The sequence below is a fragment of the Bradyrhizobium sp. BR13661 genome, from assembly GCF_029892425.1.
Taxonomy (GTDB): Bacteria; Pseudomonadota; Alphaproteobacteria; order Rhizobiales; family Xanthobacteraceae; genus Bradyrhizobium.
In genome coordinates, this window is the sequence record NZ_JARXWB010000002.1 from 301,277 (window position 1) to 316,412 (window position 15,136).

The window sequence follows — 15,136 nt, forward strand, 5'->3', positions numbered from 1 at the left end:
ATTTACTCAATCCGGGCCGCGGGACAGGGGCTTACGCTGCCCGCATGTTGTTGAGGAACGCGTCGATTTCCCCGCGCAGCATGTCGGCCTCGCGGCGCAGCGCGTCGGACGCGCTCAGCACTTCGTTGGCCGCAGTGCCGGCTTCAGCCGAAGCCGTGGAGACGCCGACGATGTTGCTGGAGACTTCGCTGGTGCCGCCGGCCGCATGCTGAATGTTGCGGGCGATCTCGCGGGTCGCTGCCCCCTGTTCCTCGACCGCGGCTGCGATCGTGGTGGTGACGTTGTCGATCTCGCCGATAATCCGGCCGATGCCCTGGATGGCGCCGACAGCCGAGGTCGTGACCTGCTGCATGCTGGCGATCTGGGTTCGGATCTCTTCCGTCGCCTTCGCCGTCTGGCTGGCGAGGCTCTTTACCTCGGACGCCACGACCGCAAAGCCGCGGCCGGCCTCGCCCGCGCGCGCCGCCTCGATGGTGGCGTTGAGCGCGAGCAGATTGGTCTGCGATGCGATCGTCTGGATCAGGTCGACCACGACACTGATGCGGCTGGCGCTGTCGGCGAGACTCTGCACCGTGGCGTCGGTGGCGCCGGCCTCGTCCACCGCCTTCTTGGCGATCGCGGCCGAGGTGACGACCTGCTTGCTGATCTCCTCGATGGAGGACGACAGCTGCTCGGTGCCCGACGACACCGTCTGCACGTTGACCGAGGTCTCCTCGGCGGCGGAAGCGACCGCGTTCACCAGCGCGTTGGACTGGTCGGCGGTGGTCGACATGCTCTGCGCCGTCGCCTGCATCGAATTGGCCGATTGCGCCAGATTGTCGAGCGCGCTGCGCACCGTGCCCTCGAACTCCGCGATCTTCGCCTCCATATGCGCGGCACGCTCGGCCTTGGCGACACGATCCTTGTCCTGTTCACCCGCAAGCGCCCGGGCTTCGATCATGCTGTCGCGGAATACCGTCAGCGTCTCCTTCATCGCGCCGATCTCGTCGTTCTGGCGCGAGCGGACGATCTCGGTGTCGAGGTCGCCGGCCGAGAGCAGCTGCATCGCACGCTGAAGCTCGCGGATGCGGCGCAGGATGTTGCGGCCGACATAGAGCCAGACGAACAGCGCCGAGCCGATCAAGGTGAGGCCGCCCAGCGCCAGCATTGCGGTCGTGGCGAGCGAGATCTCCTGGCGCGCCTGGAAGGTCGACGCGTTGGTCTCCTTCTGCACGCCGTCGACGAGCGCCTGCACGCTGATGCCGAGGCCGACATTGAGCTTGCGGGTCTCGTCCAGGATGGTCTGGCCGTAGTCGATGGAATCGAGCTCCTTCTGGCGGATCTTGAACACGCCGGTCTTGCCTTCGCCGAAGGCGAACAGCTTCTCCACGGCTCCGCGCACGGCCTGCATCGAGGGAATATTCGGGAGGTCCTCGAGGTTGGACTTGACGCGCTCTCGGATCGTCTTGAATTCCTTCTCGATCGCCTCGAGCGTGTCACTGCTGTTGGCCGAGAGTGCCGCCATCATGTCGGCGGCCATCAGATTGCCGTTGGCGGAGATGGTCGAGACCTGGGCGACGGTGCGGGCGGCTTCGGTGGCATCGTCGGCCGACACTTCCGCCGAACCGAGGATCGCGTTCAGGCGCGTCTGTGCGTCCAGCATCGCGGGGCCGGCGGCGCCGACGAACACGATCTGCGCCTTGCGCAGCGCTTCATATTGCTTCTCGTGCAGCGCGCCGGTGTCGAGCCGTTCGCGGGCCGCCGAGACCAGGCTCTGCGTGGCCTCGTCGATGCTCTTGGCGGTGTCGCGCAGCGCGGCCGCGGTCTGCTGGTCGGCGCCGAGTTCGATAATCTCACCGAGCTTTGCCATCGCCTGCTGCTGGATGTCCTTCACGTTCTTGGTGCGCTCGCTCAGCGCATCGTCGCTGGGAGAAGCCAGCAGGCCCGGGCCTTGCGCTGCGAGCGTCGCGCTCTGCGAGGCGAGCTGAAGGCTGGCGGAGAGGCGCGGGATGTCGCGGCCGCTTAGGTCCATCATGGTCGAGCCCAGATGGTTGAAGACGAAGCCGGCGCCGGCGGCGATCACGAGGCCCATGCCCGCAATCACGGCGAAGGCCGCAATCAGGCTGCCACGCAGGCCCCATTTCGGCATTTTGAAGCGCGGCTTGAAACGGCCAAGGACACTGCCAACGCCCAGACGGATCGCCATCGAAAATTCCCCCACACGCGTAATCTTTGTATTTTCGCCGCGCAGTATCCTCGGGCCGGGTTAAAAAATCGCAAGTTGCACAAATGCTTGGCAGTTCCGCAGAGCGAAAAAAGGAAAGGGCCGGCATCACTGCCGGCCCTTGATCTCGAAGGATTATTTCAGGCGCGATCAGTAGCGCGCGACGACCGGGCTCGCCCAGTTGAAGCGGTAATTGACGCCGGCCTTGAAGGTGTGGTCGTCGGTGGTGAAGTTACCGGTGCCGACCAGCGGACCCGCGGTGAAGCGCGCGTCGCCGAAATTATAGTACTGGTACTCGGCTTTGGCCGACCAGTTCGGAGCGAACATGTATTCGAGGCCGGCACCGATGGTGTAGCCGTTGCTGTGATCGCCCGTGATGATGAAGGCGGCCGGCACGCCGCCGATCGTCACCTTCTCATTGTTGTCCGAATAGGCGTAACCGCCCTTCACGTAGACCAGGCCCGGGCCCCAGGTGTAGCCGACGCGGCCGGTGATCGAGCCGAGACCGCGCTGGTTGTTGGTGTAGGCTACGCCGCCCGGGAACACTGCACCGACATTGCCGGAGAGCCAGGAATATTGGGCTTCGGCGCCGACCACGAAGTTCGGATTGACCTGCCAGTCCGCACCGGCCTGCAGGCCGCCGAGGAAACGGCCGTTGCCGTTGTTACCGGTCGAGAGGCCGTTGAAATTGCTGTCGCTGGAGAACGCGCCGCCGAGATGCGCACCGATGTAGAAACCGGTCCAGTTGTAGATCGGGGCGGCATAGGCCGGCGCCTTGTTGTAATAGGGGCGGGCGCCGAGATCGGCACCGAACGCCGGCACAGCCGCGCTCACCGCGAGCAGCGCAACGGTCGCAAACAGAATCTTCTTCATCGTCCTCACTCCAGCACTAAGGTCCCCGGCAAGCGCGTCAGTCCGCGCTGCGTTGGTTTTGCAGATAGCTTGCTTTTGACGAAAATGCTGTCACATGCGTGGCACAGCGGCGCCCAACCTAACTTATTGGGCTGCAAATGATTTTCGTGCTTAATGTCGGCTTAAGAAGTGGTGAAGGAAGACTTAATTCGAGTCTCGTCCGGTAACCTGCGCGCGTCTTCCGTTAACCAAGACGCCGCCGCACTTCATCGCGCATCTGCGCGCGGAAGGCAGCGCGCTTTGCCGGCCGGTCTTCCTCGCGGACGTCGTGGCGGTCGAAGATGTCGAACTTCTCCAGGATCGGATAGCGCTCGCTCGCCATCGCGAGCACGCGCAACACCTTGGTTGCGGCTGGTGTCGGACCGCGCACCTCCCAGCGCCGGATCGTGTCGGCGCCGCCCTTCTCCGGCAACGCACACAGCCTCGCCATGTCGGCCGCAGTGAGCTTGCGCTCGATCGCGTCGGAGAGGTCGTCACGGAGTTGCTTCAGTTCGGCACCGGTCATGCTGTTCGTTCCGAGAATGCGTTGAGCGGAACGCGCTAGGCCTGATTCGGGTTGATCCTGTGGCGATGACAGCACGCGTATTGTCCTTCAATTATTCCAGGTCGAGGAAGTAGCGCCACTCGGTGCCCATATTGTCGTCGGTGATCGGCGTCTTGCCTGCGGTCGCGGCGAGAAGCTGCGGGCATTGCTCGAACATCGGGCCGTCCTTGCGGTAGTCGGTCATCAACCGGTCGAGCACGGCCTGGTCGGCCGCGTTGCCGGCGGCGAATTCGGCCTTGCCGTCGATGCTGTAGGCTTCGAGCGTCCGACGCCAGCGGGCGTAGTTCCAGTCGATCGGCGACTGCGACACCACCATGTGGTTGAGGAAATGGGCGCCATAGGCGTAAGCAGTGCAGGCGGTGCGCTGGGCACGCCGCGAATTGGTGGTGTTATAGAGGTAGATGCCGCCGTCGTTGAGATGTCGCTTCACTAGCTCCATGAATTCGGATGACAGCAGGTTGGACGCGTTGGCGCGGAAGTGCCATGTGGTGTTGACGACCACGGCGTCGAAATGCGCCTCGGGATGATGGCTCAGCCACCGCCGGCCATCGTCCTCGATGATCTTCACCTTGGGATTGGCGAGAACGGATTTGACGTTGTCTTGCCCCGCGATGATCTCGAGATAGCCGCGGTTGATCTCGACGATGGTCAGCGAGGCGACGTCGGGGTTGTTGGCGATGACCTGGGCCCACGAGCCCGAGGCGAGCCCGATCATCAGTACTTCGCGCGGGGCTGCGTGGAACAGGCTCAGCGTATAGGGTCGGATGATGCCGTTGCGGTCATGCTTGACGTCGGTATTGAAGGCGCCGTCATACATGCCGTTGCCGAACACCGTGCCGTCGGTGTCGACGGTGATGATGCCGCTGTGGTTTTCCACGACCTCGGCAAAATCATGGTTGGCGATCGACTTGCTCTGGAGATTTTCCAGCAGCCGCTGCGCGAACAGCGCATTGGCGGCGATACCGAGCACGAGGACGGCTGCTGCGATGGCGCCGAAGCGCAGCCGCTCCCGGCGCGTCGCGGCCGGAGTGGCAAAAGCGAGCACGAGTGCACACACCGTTCCCGCCACCAGCAGCAACACCGCCATCTGCTTCAGGCCGAAATGATCGGTCAGCACGAAGCCGGTCAATACGGCACCAGCGGCGCAGCCGATGATGTTGGAGAAATAGAGCAGCGCGGTCCGCTGACCGGCGCGGGCGTCGACGGCGATGCCGAATTGCGAGAGATAGGGCAGCAGCGCGCCCCATTGCCGGGCGATCAGGTAGGTCGCGATCACGGCGACGACCAGCATGGCGACGACGTTGGCGGCCAGCTGCGTCATCAACGGCAGGAATGCCGCGGCGAAGCCATTGGCCCAGACCAGATCCATCGCCGCGCTCGCCATCGCGTCCCTGGCCGAACGGGTCTCGCAGATCTGCCCGGCCCGTTGTGCGCCGACCGCGATGCCGATCAGGAAACTGCCGAGCGTGATGGCAAAGGCGAGCGAGCTCGAGCCCGAGGCAAAGGAAATGGTGCGGAACAGGTAGATCTCGTAGGACAGCGAGATGAAGCCGCCGGCGGCCGCAAGCGCGGCGACGAAGCCCATGCCCAGCACCGGCATTACGGTCCGATGGACCGCAGCTTCAGGTCCTGATGCGGCCGGCGCGCGGCTCAGCATGTGTGCCGCGATGGCGCCGGCGCCGACGACGGTGTTGATCCCGGCTGCGATCATGATCGCGCCGTGCATGCCGAGGAAGGGAAAGACCAGCACCGCCGAGACCAGACAGGCTGCGCCTGCGCCGAGCGTATTGACGAAATAGAGCGCGCCGACCGCGCTGCCGATCTGGCCGGACATCCGGACCAGGAAAGAGACCAGGATCGGAAGCGTCGCCCCCATCAACAGCGTCGGAACCAGCACCAGCAACAGGTTGATGATCGCGATGGCCGGCAGCGACATGTCGGCCGTGAGGTGGCCGACCAGGTCGAAGATCGACAGTGACACCAGGCCAAAGGCGGCGGTCGCGAGCTCGATGATCCCGAGCAGCAGCAGCGGCTTGATGCCGTCACGCTTCGATAGCCAGCCGCCGGCAAGGCTGCCAAGGCCAAGCCCGAGCATGAAGGCAGTGACCACGATGGTCACCGATTCCGTGTTGACGCCGAAAATCCGGAACAGGCTGCGCTGCCAGGTGAGCTGGTAGATCAAGGCCGGAAAGCCGGAAAAAAAGAACAGGATGCGGAGGATTCGGATGCGTGCCGTCGCGGCGGCTTGAGGCGGCGAGGCCGCGGGCAACTCGATCGTCGTCATCTGGAACTTCCCCTCCGCCTGTCACGGTAGGGGGCGGAAGGGTAAGCAAAGGTTGCGGCAGATTGCGCAATGTATCGGGATGGCGTCCGTTGACCTTGCCATCCGCGGACAGGGTTAAGCGAAGGCGAATGGCGGGTTCATTTTCGGGACAGTCGAGCTGGTAGCGTGGCCGTCCCAGGCACGGACAGGTTGTGCTAGGTTCCCAATTGCCGGGCGACCTAGTCAAAACACACATCAGGAGGGTGTCGGATGCCTGTGTTCAAATTGCCCTTGTCGGGGGACGTCGTGCAGTCCATCAACCCGATCACGTCATTCTTCAGCCCGACCGGCGGCCAGTACGGCCTCATCAACATCACGATCGGGCAATCCTCTGCGCCTGATGTCGAGAAGGACGTGCTGTCGGACGTCGGAAGCTACGGCAAGCAGATCGGCCAGGTTGCGGATGCGCTGCTTGTGGTCATCGAACATCTCGAAGCACATCCTGGACAAGCGCTCGGAGACAACAAGGCAATCGCCGCGTTCAAGGAGTTGATGCATTCGGTGGCGACCGTGAAGGAGCGCCATGGCCGCGCCAGCACGGCGTACCGCCCGAAGCGGCGCTGATCGTCACGACGTCCCGGCACATTTCCGCGCACGGAGTTATGAACGAGAGCCTATGGGAAAATCGCTGGCGGATGAACACATGCGACAAGAGGCCCGCAGCCAACGAAGAAGGGATCTGCCATGACAACGACCAGGCTCGTCATTGCCGCGCTCGTCGCGACCGGGTTCGTCATGGCGCCTTTCGCGGCTGAAGCGAGGAAGTACCGGTCGCACAGGTACCAAAGCACGAGCGTGCTGGCTCCGACCTATGGAAGCTCTGGCGCGACCGCGACCGCGACCGCGACCCAGCCGAGGCCGACCTACGGGTCGTCAGGACAGACGGTCGGCACGGTGACGGCGCCATCGATCGGAACATATAATTGGCCGTCGGTCGGGGTCACCAACGCGGTTCCGACCTGGAGCAACACCAATCCGAAGTGAGAATCAGGCGTGACGGCGCGACGCCTCGGGCGCAGACGAGTCAAAGCGCCGCTGTGCACTAAATTCCGCGGCCGTTCTGCCGACCGATCACGCAGCGCCAGGCCGCGAGACGTTCGGCCGGATGCTGGTTCATCCATTCAGCGAGTTGCGGCGCGCCCATCAGGCAGGATTGTACCGAGACCTCTGCAAAGTCGGAGCTGGTGACGAGCTGCTCGTGACAATTCGATGGGGAGGCGAGGCTGCAGAGCACGGCAATGATCTTGATCATGCGAGGTTGCCCCTGTCGCTCTGGCGCGCTTTGGCTTCGCTCGATTGTTCGCCGGCCGGGTCCGCCGGCGGGAAGATGCTGTCATAGATCGCGCGTGCCTCCTGGATGAGGCGAAGACGCTCGCGTTCGGATTTCGAAACAAACTGAATAATCTGGCCCATATCGCCTCCAATAGATGTCACATCCATCATCATATGATGGAAATCATTCCATGCAGATGTGGGATGCCGGCGTCGTCTTTGCAGCCGTGCACGCGGTCACAAGGGATAAAAAGCCCGTGACCAATCCGTTCCTAGGTGGGATCGGGATACCGGAGGGAACCGCGCTTCACGCCGCCGGTCCGCGTTCCTTCTGCCCCGGCACCGCCGCGAGCAGTTCGCGCGTGTAGGGATGCTCGGGCGACGCGAACAGCTGCGCCGTCGGCTTCAGTTCGACGATGGCGCCACGCTGCATCACTGCGATGCGGTCGCAGATTTGCGCGGCAACGCGTAAATCGTGAGTGATGAACAGCATCGAGAGCCCAAGACGCGCCTTGAGGTCTTCGAGCAACTTCAGCACCTGCGCCTGCACGGAGACGTCGAGTGCGGAGACCGCTTCGTCCGCGACGATGATCTCGGGTTCGAGCGCGAGGGCGCGCGCAATGCCGATGCGCTGGCGCTGGCCGCCGGAGAATTCGTGTGGATAACGTTCGAGGGCGCCGCTGTCGAGGCCGACCATCTTCAGCAAATCGCGGGCGCGATCGAATGCGACCTTGGGATCGGTGCCGGCCGCGATCGGGCCGTCGGCGATGATGTGGCCGATCTTGCGGCGCGGATTGAGCGAGGCGAATGGATCCTGGAAGATCATCTGGATGCGATGGCGCTCGGCGCGCAGCGCCTTGCCCGAGAGTTGCGTCAGATCGGTATCGCCGATCCGCACGGTGCCGCGGTCGGCCTGGATCAGCCGCATCACGAGGCGCGCGACCGAGGATTTGCCAGAGCCGGATTCGCCGACGAGGCCGAGCGTCTCGCCCTTGAGGATGTTAAAGTTTACTGCGCGGGCGGCATCGACGCGGCGATCTTCGCGAAACCATCCGCCGGACGTGACGTAAGTCTTGTCCAGCCCGATCACCTCGACCGCCCTGGTCTGATCGTCGAGCGGCGCGCGCGCCGGCGGGTGCATCGACGGAACTGCGGCGAGCAGTGCCTTGGTGTAGTCGTGCTGCGGTTCGTTGAAGACAGCGCTAGCGGGGCCCTCCTCGACGACGTTGCCATGGCGGAGCACCACGACCTGGTCGGCAATGTCGGCGACCACGCCGAAATCATGGGTGATGAACATCACCGCCATGTTGTGGTTGCGCTGGAGATTGCGGATCAGCTTCAGGATCTGCGCCTGCGTGGTGACGTCGAGCGCGGTGGTCGGCTCATCCGCGACCAGCACGGCCGGCTCGAGCGCGAGCGCCATCGCGATCATGGCGCGCTGCCGCTGGCCGCCGGAGAGCTGGTGCGGATAGGCGCGGACGATACGCTCAGGGTCGGGCAGGCCGACCTCGCGCGCCAGCGACAGCGCCTTTGCGCGCCGCTCCTTCGGCGTCAGCAGGCCGTGAGCTTCGAACATCTCCGCCATCTGGTCGCCGATCCGCATCAACGGATTGAGCGCTGTCATCGGCTCCTGGAAAATCATCGCGAGCCGGCGGCCGCGCAGATCGCGCCAGCCGTCGTCGTCGAGCCTGAGCAGGTCGCGGCCTTCGAACTGGATCTCGCCGGAGGTGACGCTGACAGTATCCGGCAGCAGGCCCATCAGCGCATGCGCGCACATCGACTTGCCGGAGCCGGATTCGCCGACGACACAGACGATCTTGCCGGGCCGAAGGTCGAGCGAGACGCCGTCGACGGCGAACGGACGCTCGGCGCCCTTCGGCAGCGCGATCCGCAGATTCTTGATCGAAACGGCGGGCGGGGCGGTCATCATCAGCGTCCCTCCCGCGACAGGCGCGGATTGAGCGCGTCGTTGAGGCCTTCGCCGATCAGGTTCAAGCCGAGCACCGAGATCAGGATGGCGACGCCGGGAAATACGGTGATCCACCAGGCCTGGCGGATGACGGTGCGGCCGGCGCCAACCATGTAGCCCCAGGAGATCAGATTGGGATCGCCGAGGCCAAGGAAGGACAGCGAGGATTCCAGCAGGATCGCGGTCGCCACCATCAGCGAGGCCAGCACGATCACCGGCGACAGCGCATTGGGCAGGATCTCGCGCAGGATGATCCAGCTGTTGCTCTGTCCGGTCACCACGGCGGCCTGGACATATTCGCGCGTGCGCAGCGACAGCACCTCGCCGCGGACGAGGCGGGCGACGGGCGGCCAGCTCACCACCGCGATCGAGGCCACGATCGAATAGATCGAGGGCTGCAGGATTGCGACCAGCACGATCGCCAGCGCAAAGCTCGGAATGGTTTGGAAGAATTCGGTGAAGCGCATCAGCGCGTCGTCGACCTTGCCGCCGAAATAGCCGGCCATCGCGCCAATGGGAACGCCGACGATGAGCGCCACCAGCGTCGAGACGAGGCCGACCAGCAGCGACACGCGGGCACCAAAGATCATGCCTGCGAAGACGTCGCGGCCGAGCGCGTCGGTGCCGAGCGGCACGGTCGAGAGCGTGAAGGGCGGCAGGAATGGCCGCTGCACCATGCGCCAGGGCGAGTTCGGGAACAGCAGCGGTCCGAACACCGCGATCGAGATCGCGAGCAGCAGGATGATGATCCCGATGACGCCGCTCGGGCTCCTCAGCATGGATTTCCAGAACTGTTTCATGCGGCGAATTCGATGCGCGGGTCGACCAGTCGATAGACGAGGTCGGTGATGAGGTTGAAGATCAGCACCATGACCGAGCAGGTCACGAAGACGCCGAGCAGCAGATTGTAGTCGCGCTGCAACAGTGCGTCGTACATCAGCCGCCCGATGCCGGGCCAGGCGAACACGGTCTCGGTGATGACGGCGCCGCCGATCAGCGTTCCGGCATGGACGCCGGCGAGCGTCACGACGGGCAGCAGCGCGTTGCGCAACACATGGCGGCGCTGGATCACAGAGTCGGAAAGACCCTTGGCGCGCGCGGTCTTGACGAAGTCGAGCCGCTTCACCTCCAGCATCGAGGCGCGCGTCATGCGCGTGTAGGTCGCCATGAAGAACAGGCCGAGCGTCATCGCCGGCATGATCAGGTGCTTTGCGACGTCGACCACGTGGGCAAGGCCGGCGAGGTTGGCGCCGACGGTCTCGTAACCGAAGCTCGGCAGCCAATCGACCGTGACCGAGAACAGCAGGATGCCCATCAGCGCCACCCAGAAGATCGGCATGGCGTAGAAGACGAGCGCAAAGATCGTGATGCCGGTGTCGAGGAACGTCCCGGCAAAGCGTGCGGCGAAGGTGCCGAAGAGAACGCCGAGCGCGAGCGAGATTGCGAACGCCGTCAGCGTCAACAGCAGCGTCGCCGGCAGCCGTTCCGCGATCAGCTTGGCCACCGGTGCCTGCTGGCGGAAGGAGAAGCCGAGGTCGAGGGTCGCGATGCCCTTGACGTAGATGAAGAGCTGCTCGGGGAGCGGCTTGTCGAGGCCGAACTTTTCGCGGAGCTGCTGGACGAAGACCTGGTCGCTGGCGCCGGCCTCGCCGGCCATCACGACAGCGGGGTCGCCGGGCGCAAGCCGGATCAGGAAGAAATTGAGGACAACGATCGCGAGCAGGACGATCACGCCCTTGAGGACACGCTGGGCGACGAAGGAGAGCATTTTAGAGAGTCATATCTTGTAGCAGGAGCCACGGTGACGGTGGGCTCCCTCGCCCCGCTTGCGGGGAGAGGGTCGGGGTAAGGGGGGCTCTCCGCGAGGGTATCAGCAGTTGGACTCGTGGAGACTCCCCCTCACCCGAATGTGCGCTATGCGCACATTCGACCTCTCCCCGCATGCGGGGAGAGGTGAAGGAGAGAGCAGGGCTCACTTGTCGAGCCATGCGTCCTTGAAGCCGTCATTGACCCCGATCCCCGTGGTGATCAGGTTTTTGACCTTGCAGCTCATGATGGTCGGGAATTGCAGCTCGAGCATCCAGGCCACCGGCACGTCCTCGACCAGGATCTTCTGCGCCTTCTCGTAGATCTCCTTGCGCTTGGAATCCGGTGTTGCGACGGCGCCGTCGGCAAAGAGTTTGTCAATTTCGGGGTTGGAGTACCCCTCGACATTGTTGAACACCTGGCCCTTGGCAATGTTGCTGGAGATGTAGTTGCGGCCGACGCCGAGTGCGGGATCGCCGTACTGATAGAGGTAGGTGAAGGCGATGTCGTAATCCCAGTCGCCGATCTTCTGGTTGCCGCCGGCAACGTCGGTCGAGATGGTCTCGATGTTCATGCCGACGTCCATGAGGTTCTGCTTCACGGCTTCACCCCAGCGCTGCCAGGTCTCGCCATAGGCAAGCGGCAGGATGCGGATCTTCTCGCCCTTGTAGCCGGCTTCCTTCAGCAGCGCCTTGGCCTTGGCCGGATCGTAAGCGTATTTCGGCACGTCGTCGGTGTAGTACTTGATGGTCGAGGCCGAGGGACCGGTCGCGACCTTGCCGAGCCCATTCCAGATCACGTCCTTGGCGAAATCGCGGTCGATCGCATACATGACCGCCTGCCGCACCCGCTTGTCCGCGAGCGGGCCCTGGCGGTTGTTGAGCCACAGCCAGGCCAGCGGCGAGAAGAACTCCCAGCCGGCGCCGGTGACGCAGGTGTTCTTCAGCTTGGACAGGCGCGGCACGTCGAAGTTCTCGACCGAGCCGCCGGGCAGCACGTCGATCTTGCCGGTCTCATAGGCCACCGAGCGCGCGGCTGCGTCGGGGATGATCTGCCAGTAGATCTCGTCGATGTAGGGCTTGCCCTTCTCGTAGTAGTTCGGATTCTTGACCAGCCGGATGAACGAGCCCTTCTGCCATTCCTTGAACATGAAGGGGCCGGTGCCCACAGGTGCGTTGTTGTAGGGATTGGTCTTCCAGTCGGTGCCTTCATAGAGATGCTTCGGCACTATCGGCATCGAGCCGACCTCGAAAATGCCGAGGAATGGACCGAACGGCTGCTTCAGCGTGAAGACGACTGTATAATCGTCGGGCGCCTCGACCTTATCGACCTGTGCGAGGTTGGTGCGGGCGCGGGCGTGGGTCTGCTTGAGCATCTCCATCGAGAACAGCACGTCGGCCGCGGTGAAGGGCTTGCCGTCATGCCAGGTGACGCCCTTGCGGAGCTTGAACGTGTAGGTCTTGGCGTCCTCGCTGACGCTCCAGCTCTCGGCGAGCTCCGGAAGCGGCTCGAGCTTCGGACTATAGCGCAGCAGGCCCTCGAAAATATTGCCCGATACCATCTGGGTCGGACCGTTCTGGACCATCGCGAGCATCAGGCCGGGCGGCTCGGGCTGGATCACCGCATTGATCACGCCCCCAGTCTTCGGCTCTTGCGCCAGCGCCGAGGCCGTGAGGCCGCAAGCCAGGAGGAGACCAAGCAACACTCGTTTCGACATCTCGTATCTTTCTCAAGCGAGGCCAGCCGAAAACGCTTCGCGACGTCCTCGCCCGCGAAGCGACGGCCGGCCCATCCCAGTCCCCATCCGGGCGGGAGGCTCACAGGTCCCGTTCCGCGCCGCAAGATGAAAGTCTCGACAGTGTCAGCACAAAAAATGTACAGCGCGTCCTGTTTTCACTTGATTCATTGTCCTGTCACGGAGACAAGTCGGCCCATGGACAACGCCAGACGCTCCGAACGGTCGCGCAATGCTGCGCTCGAAGCGGCCATCGCGATCATCGCGCGCGATGGGCCCGGCCGGCTGACGCTCGATGCGATCGCGCGCGAGAGCGGGCTGAGCAAGGGCGGCGTGATGCACCAATTCCGTACCAAGGAAGCGGTGCTGAAGGCGCTTCTCGAGCGGCAGATGGCGCATTTCGAGGAATTCTCGACAGCTTTTATGGCGAAGGTGGGCGCGAGCTCGGCCAATCCCAATCTGGCGACTCAACTTGCCACGATCCGGGAAGCGGCGACCTCGCCGAATTCCGCCGCACTGGCCCTGGTCGCGGCCATGGTCGAGAACCCGAGCCTGATGGCGCTGCCGCGTGAGCGCGAGACGGAGCGGATGGCGGCGATCAGGGAAGAGGCCACTGACCCGGATCTCGCAATGCTGCGTTGGGCCGGCGCGATGGGGCTTCTGCTAAGCTCGCTGTTCGGGATGTCGCCGCTTAGCAAGGACGAGCACAAGCGATTGTTCTCGCGCCTGGTCGACGATGCGCAATGGACCCGGCTCGAACAGCCGGCCGCGAAGCGTCCCGCCAAATCCGCAGTCGCGCCGGCAAAGGCTGCAAGCCCGCGCAAGCGCGCCTGAGTCATCGTTAACGAACTCCTGCCGATCGCTGCCCAAAGTCGCGCCTGCGGCCAAATGTGCCAGGACGTCACCTTCGCTATTTACAAACCAACTGGTCGGTTTTATAAGCGGAAGCACTGAGGCGACCCAAGGCGTCTGACACGGCCCCGGACGAGGCCCTGGGTTGGCAAAGGCGAGCGTCGCAGCCGCGTCTGGTCCCGTACGCGGCTGCGATCGCTCTTGCCTTTCGACGCGTCGCAAGAGGAGTTCTGGAATGGATCGCTCGATCGCCCTGCGCGGTCTGGGAACGCTGATGCTTGGCGCGGCCGTAGCAGGCTGCGCCTCGGTCGCGCCCGTGCCCTATTCGGAGATGGCGTCGTCTGCCTACATGGCGCCCGACAAGTCGGACGCCTCCGGCCGCACGCCCTACCGCTATTCCACGTCGGTCGACTGGCGCTCCTATAATAAAGTCATCCTCGAACCCGTCGTGGTCTACCGCGGCAAGGATCACCAGTTCGGCGACATGCCCGACAAGGACAAGACGGCGCTCGCAACTTACATGCAGGCCCGCTTCGTCGAACGGCTGCGCAGCCGCTTCACCCTCGTCCGCGAGCGCGGACCCGAGACACTGCGGATCAGGCTCACGCTCACCGGCGCCGTCACCAACACGCCGGTGCTCGGTACGCTGTCACGGTTCGACATGGCAGGCGCAGTCTACAACGGCGTGCAGGCCGCGCGCGACGGCGAGGGCATGTTGACCGGCTCGGTCATCTACGGCGTCGAGATTTTTGACGCTTCGACCGCGCGGCTGCTCGCCGCCTACCTCACCAAGCAATACCCCGGCGCCTACGACATCAAGGCGAGCGTCGGCGCACTCGCGGCCGCCAATGCCGGGATCGACAAGGGCGCCGATGCGCTAATCGCGCAACTGAACTGACGCTGTAATCTCTCCAACGAAAGGTGTCGCCGATGAATCTTCTTCTTCGTTTTGTGCTGCGTATCGCGATCACCATCGTGATGATGATCTTTGGCGGCCGCGCCGGTGCAACGATGCCCGTCGATCCCAGCGGCACCTGGCTCGTCGAGGATGGTCGCGCCCGCGTTCGGCTCGAACGCTGTGGTCCTGCGCGCGACCGCATCTGCGGCTTCATCGTCTGGATGAAGGAGCCTGCCGACAAGCGCGGTCAGCCCTATCGTGACAAGGAAAATCCTGATCCCGACAAGCGCGCCCGCGCGCTGCTCGGCCACCAGTTGATCATGGGCCTGCAGGCGACGCCCGAGGGCCGGTTCGCCGGCGACATCTATAATGCCGAGGACGGCAAGCTCTATTCGATCTCGCTGTGGCGCGAATCCGCCGACCGCCTCAAGCTCAAGGGATGCCTGATCAGGCTGTTGTGCCAGACTCAGACCTGGCAGCAGACCCTCGACGTCCAGCCCGGCCAGCTCGTCGGCCTGACCGGCGATCTCAACGGCCCCCGCGCCGACAAGGAATGGGCGCAAGTGCCGCCGCTGAAGCCGATGCAGGCTAAGGCGAAGTAGGGGCACGGCGCCACAATTGC

15 protein-coding genes are annotated in these 15,136 nt (G+C 64.1%); 5 read left to right on the top strand and 10 right to left on the bottom strand.

The features are described from left to right. Positions 1-31: 31 nt before the first annotated feature. The 4 genes from M2427_RS04590 to M2427_RS04605 all read right to left on the bottom strand — a co-directional run bounded on the left by M2427_RS04590 (position 32) and on the right by M2427_RS04605 (position 5,943). Complete coding sequence (locus M2427_RS04590; RefSeq protein WP_280704993.1) at positions 32-2,185, bottom strand: methyl-accepting chemotaxis protein; 2,154 nt, start codon at positions 2,183-2,185, stop codon at positions 32-34. A 168-nt stretch (positions 2,186-2,353) separates the two neighbouring features. Further along, positions 2,354-3,076 (bottom strand): outer membrane beta-barrel protein, encoded by a 723-nt coding sequence (locus M2427_RS04595; RefSeq protein WP_280704994.1) that lies wholly within the window; start codon positions 3,074-3,076, stop codon positions 2,354-2,356. A 223-nt stretch (positions 3,077-3,299) separates the two neighbouring features. Next, the gene (locus M2427_RS04600) at positions 3,300-3,620 is read right to left on the bottom strand and encodes a hypothetical protein (protein ID WP_280704995.1); all 321 of its coding nucleotides are present in this window, start codon (positions 3,618-3,620) and stop codon (positions 3,300-3,302) included. A 91-nt stretch (positions 3,621-3,711) separates the two neighbouring features. Continuing rightward, the gene (locus M2427_RS04605) at positions 3,712-5,943 is read right to left on the bottom strand and encodes a fused MFS/spermidine synthase (RefSeq protein WP_280704996.1); all 2,232 of its coding nucleotides are present in this window, start codon (positions 5,941-5,943) and stop codon (positions 3,712-3,714) included. A 249-nt stretch (positions 5,944-6,192) separates the two neighbouring features. On the opposite strand from M2427_RS04605, the gene M2427_RS04610 reads away from it, so the two are divergent. Both M2427_RS04610 and M2427_RS04615 read left to right on the top strand, forming a co-directional pair. Continuing rightward, the gene (locus M2427_RS04610) at positions 6,193-6,546 is read left to right on the top strand and encodes a hypothetical protein (RefSeq protein ID WP_280704997.1); all 354 of its coding nucleotides are present in this window, start codon (positions 6,193-6,195) and stop codon (positions 6,544-6,546) included. 120 nt (positions 6,547-6,666) lie between these two features. Further along, positions 6,667-6,966 carry a hypothetical protein gene (locus M2427_RS04615; RefSeq protein ID WP_280704998.1) on the top strand — a complete coding sequence of 100 codons (300 nt, stop codon included), beginning with the start codon at positions 6,667-6,669 and terminating at the stop codon, positions 6,964-6,966. A 58-nt stretch (positions 6,967-7,024) separates the two neighbouring features. Here the strand turns inward: M2427_RS04615 and M2427_RS04620 are convergent, their stop codons facing one another. The 6 genes from M2427_RS04620 to M2427_RS04645 form a co-directional block, all read right to left on the bottom strand. Continuing rightward, positions 7,025-7,234, bottom strand: coding sequence for a hypothetical protein (locus tag M2427_RS04620; protein WP_280705000.1), 210 nt, complete (start codon positions 7,232-7,234; stop codon positions 7,025-7,027). Then, the gene (locus tag M2427_RS04625; protein ID WP_280705222.1) at positions 7,231-7,428 is read right to left on the bottom strand and encodes a hypothetical protein; all 198 of its coding nucleotides are present in this window, start codon (positions 7,426-7,428) and stop codon (positions 7,231-7,233) included. The genes M2427_RS04620 and M2427_RS04625 overlap by 4 nt, the downstream gene beginning before the upstream one ends. A gap of 133 nt (positions 7,429-7,561) precedes the next feature. Next, positions 7,562-9,181 carry an ABC transporter ATP-binding protein gene (locus M2427_RS04630; protein WP_280705214.1) on the bottom strand — a complete coding sequence of 540 codons (1,620 nt, stop codon included), beginning with the start codon at positions 9,179-9,181 and terminating at the stop codon, positions 7,562-7,564. Between the two features lie 2 nt (positions 9,182-9,183). After that, on the bottom strand, positions 9,184-10,023 hold the full coding sequence (locus tag M2427_RS04635; RefSeq protein ID WP_280705001.1) for an ABC transporter permease: 840 nt from the start codon (positions 10,021-10,023) through the stop codon (positions 9,184-9,186). After that, on the bottom strand, positions 10,020-10,991 hold the full coding sequence (locus M2427_RS04640) for an ABC transporter permease (RefSeq protein ID WP_280705002.1): 972 nt from the start codon (positions 10,989-10,991) through the stop codon (positions 10,020-10,022). The genes M2427_RS04635 and M2427_RS04640 overlap by 4 nt, the downstream gene beginning before the upstream one ends. A 204-nt stretch (positions 10,992-11,195) precedes the next feature. Further along, positions 11,196-12,746 (bottom strand): ABC transporter substrate-binding protein, encoded by a 1,551-nt coding sequence (locus tag M2427_RS04645; RefSeq protein ID WP_280705003.1) that lies wholly within the window; start codon positions 12,744-12,746, stop codon positions 11,196-11,198. 216 nt (positions 12,747-12,962) lie between these two features. On the opposite strand from M2427_RS04645, the gene M2427_RS04650 reads away from it, so the two are divergent. The 3 genes from M2427_RS04650 (at position 12,963) to M2427_RS04660 (ending at position 15,116) form a co-directional block, all read left to right on the top strand. After that, on the top strand, positions 12,963-13,598 hold the full coding sequence (locus tag M2427_RS04650) for a TetR/AcrR family transcriptional regulator (RefSeq protein WP_280705004.1): 636 nt from the start codon (positions 12,963-12,965) through the stop codon (positions 13,596-13,598). Between the two features lie 253 nt (positions 13,599-13,851). Next, complete coding sequence (locus tag M2427_RS04655; RefSeq protein WP_280705006.1) at positions 13,852-14,514, top strand: DUF3313 domain-containing protein; 663 nt, start codon at positions 13,852-13,854, stop codon at positions 14,512-14,514. 32 nt (positions 14,515-14,546) lie between these two features. Further along, positions 14,547-15,116, top strand: a complete 570-nt coding sequence (locus M2427_RS04660; protein WP_280705007.1) for a DUF2147 domain-containing protein — start codon at positions 14,547-14,549, stop codon at positions 15,114-15,116. The last annotated feature ends 20 nt before the right edge of the window (positions 15,117-15,136 follow it).

What these genes read in the sequence shown, in the direction of transcription:
- M2427_RS04660 (WP_280705007.1), top strand. Translation starts at nt 14,547, where the DNA reads ATGAATCTTCTTCTTCGTTTTGTGCTGCGTATCGCGATCACCATCGTG.
- M2427_RS04605 (WP_280704996.1), bottom strand. Translation starts at nt 5,943, where the DNA reads ATGACGACGATCGAGTTGCCCGCGGCCTCGCCGCCTCAAGCCGCCGCG.
- M2427_RS04610 (WP_280704997.1), top strand. Translation starts at nt 6,193, where the DNA reads ATGCCTGTGTTCAAATTGCCCTTGTCGGGGGACGTCGTGCAGTCCATC.
- M2427_RS04595 (WP_280704994.1), bottom strand. Translation starts at nt 3,076, where the DNA reads ATGAAGAAGATTCTGTTTGCGACCGTTGCGCTGCTCGCGGTGAGCGCG.
- M2427_RS04600 (WP_280704995.1), bottom strand. Translation starts at nt 3,620, where the DNA reads ATGACCGGTGCCGAACTGAAGCAACTCCGTGACGACCTCTCCGACGCG.
- M2427_RS04615 (WP_280704998.1), top strand. Translation starts at nt 6,667, where the DNA reads ATGACAACGACCAGGCTCGTCATTGCCGCGCTCGTCGCGACCGGGTTC.
- M2427_RS04650 (WP_280705004.1), top strand. Translation starts at nt 12,963, where the DNA reads ATGGACAACGCCAGACGCTCCGAACGGTCGCGCAATGCTGCGCTCGAA.
- M2427_RS04640 (WP_280705002.1), bottom strand. Translation starts at nt 10,991, where the DNA reads ATGCTCTCCTTCGTCGCCCAGCGTGTCCTCAAGGGCGTGATCGTCCTG.
- M2427_RS04635 (WP_280705001.1), bottom strand. Translation starts at nt 10,023, where the DNA reads ATGAAACAGTTCTGGAAATCCATGCTGAGGAGCCCGAGCGGCGTCATC.
- M2427_RS04630 (WP_280705214.1), bottom strand. Translation starts at nt 9,181, where the DNA reads ATGACCGCCCCGCCCGCCGTTTCGATCAAGAATCTGCGGATCGCGCTG.
- M2427_RS04590 (WP_280704993.1), bottom strand. Translation starts at nt 2,185, where the DNA reads ATGGCGATCCGTCTGGGCGTTGGCAGTGTCCTTGGCCGTTTCAAGCCG.
- M2427_RS04625 (WP_280705222.1), bottom strand. Translation starts at nt 7,428, where the DNA reads ATGATGATGGATGTGACATCTATTGGAGGCGATATGGGCCAGATTATT.
- M2427_RS04620 (WP_280705000.1), bottom strand. Translation starts at nt 7,234, where the DNA reads ATGATCAAGATCATTGCCGTGCTCTGCAGCCTCGCCTCCCCATCGAAT.
- M2427_RS04645 (WP_280705003.1), bottom strand. Translation starts at nt 12,746, where the DNA reads ATGTCGAAACGAGTGTTGCTTGGTCTCCTCCTGGCTTGCGGCCTCACG.
- M2427_RS04655 (WP_280705006.1), top strand. Translation starts at nt 13,852, where the DNA reads ATGGATCGCTCGATCGCCCTGCGCGGTCTGGGAACGCTGATGCTTGGC.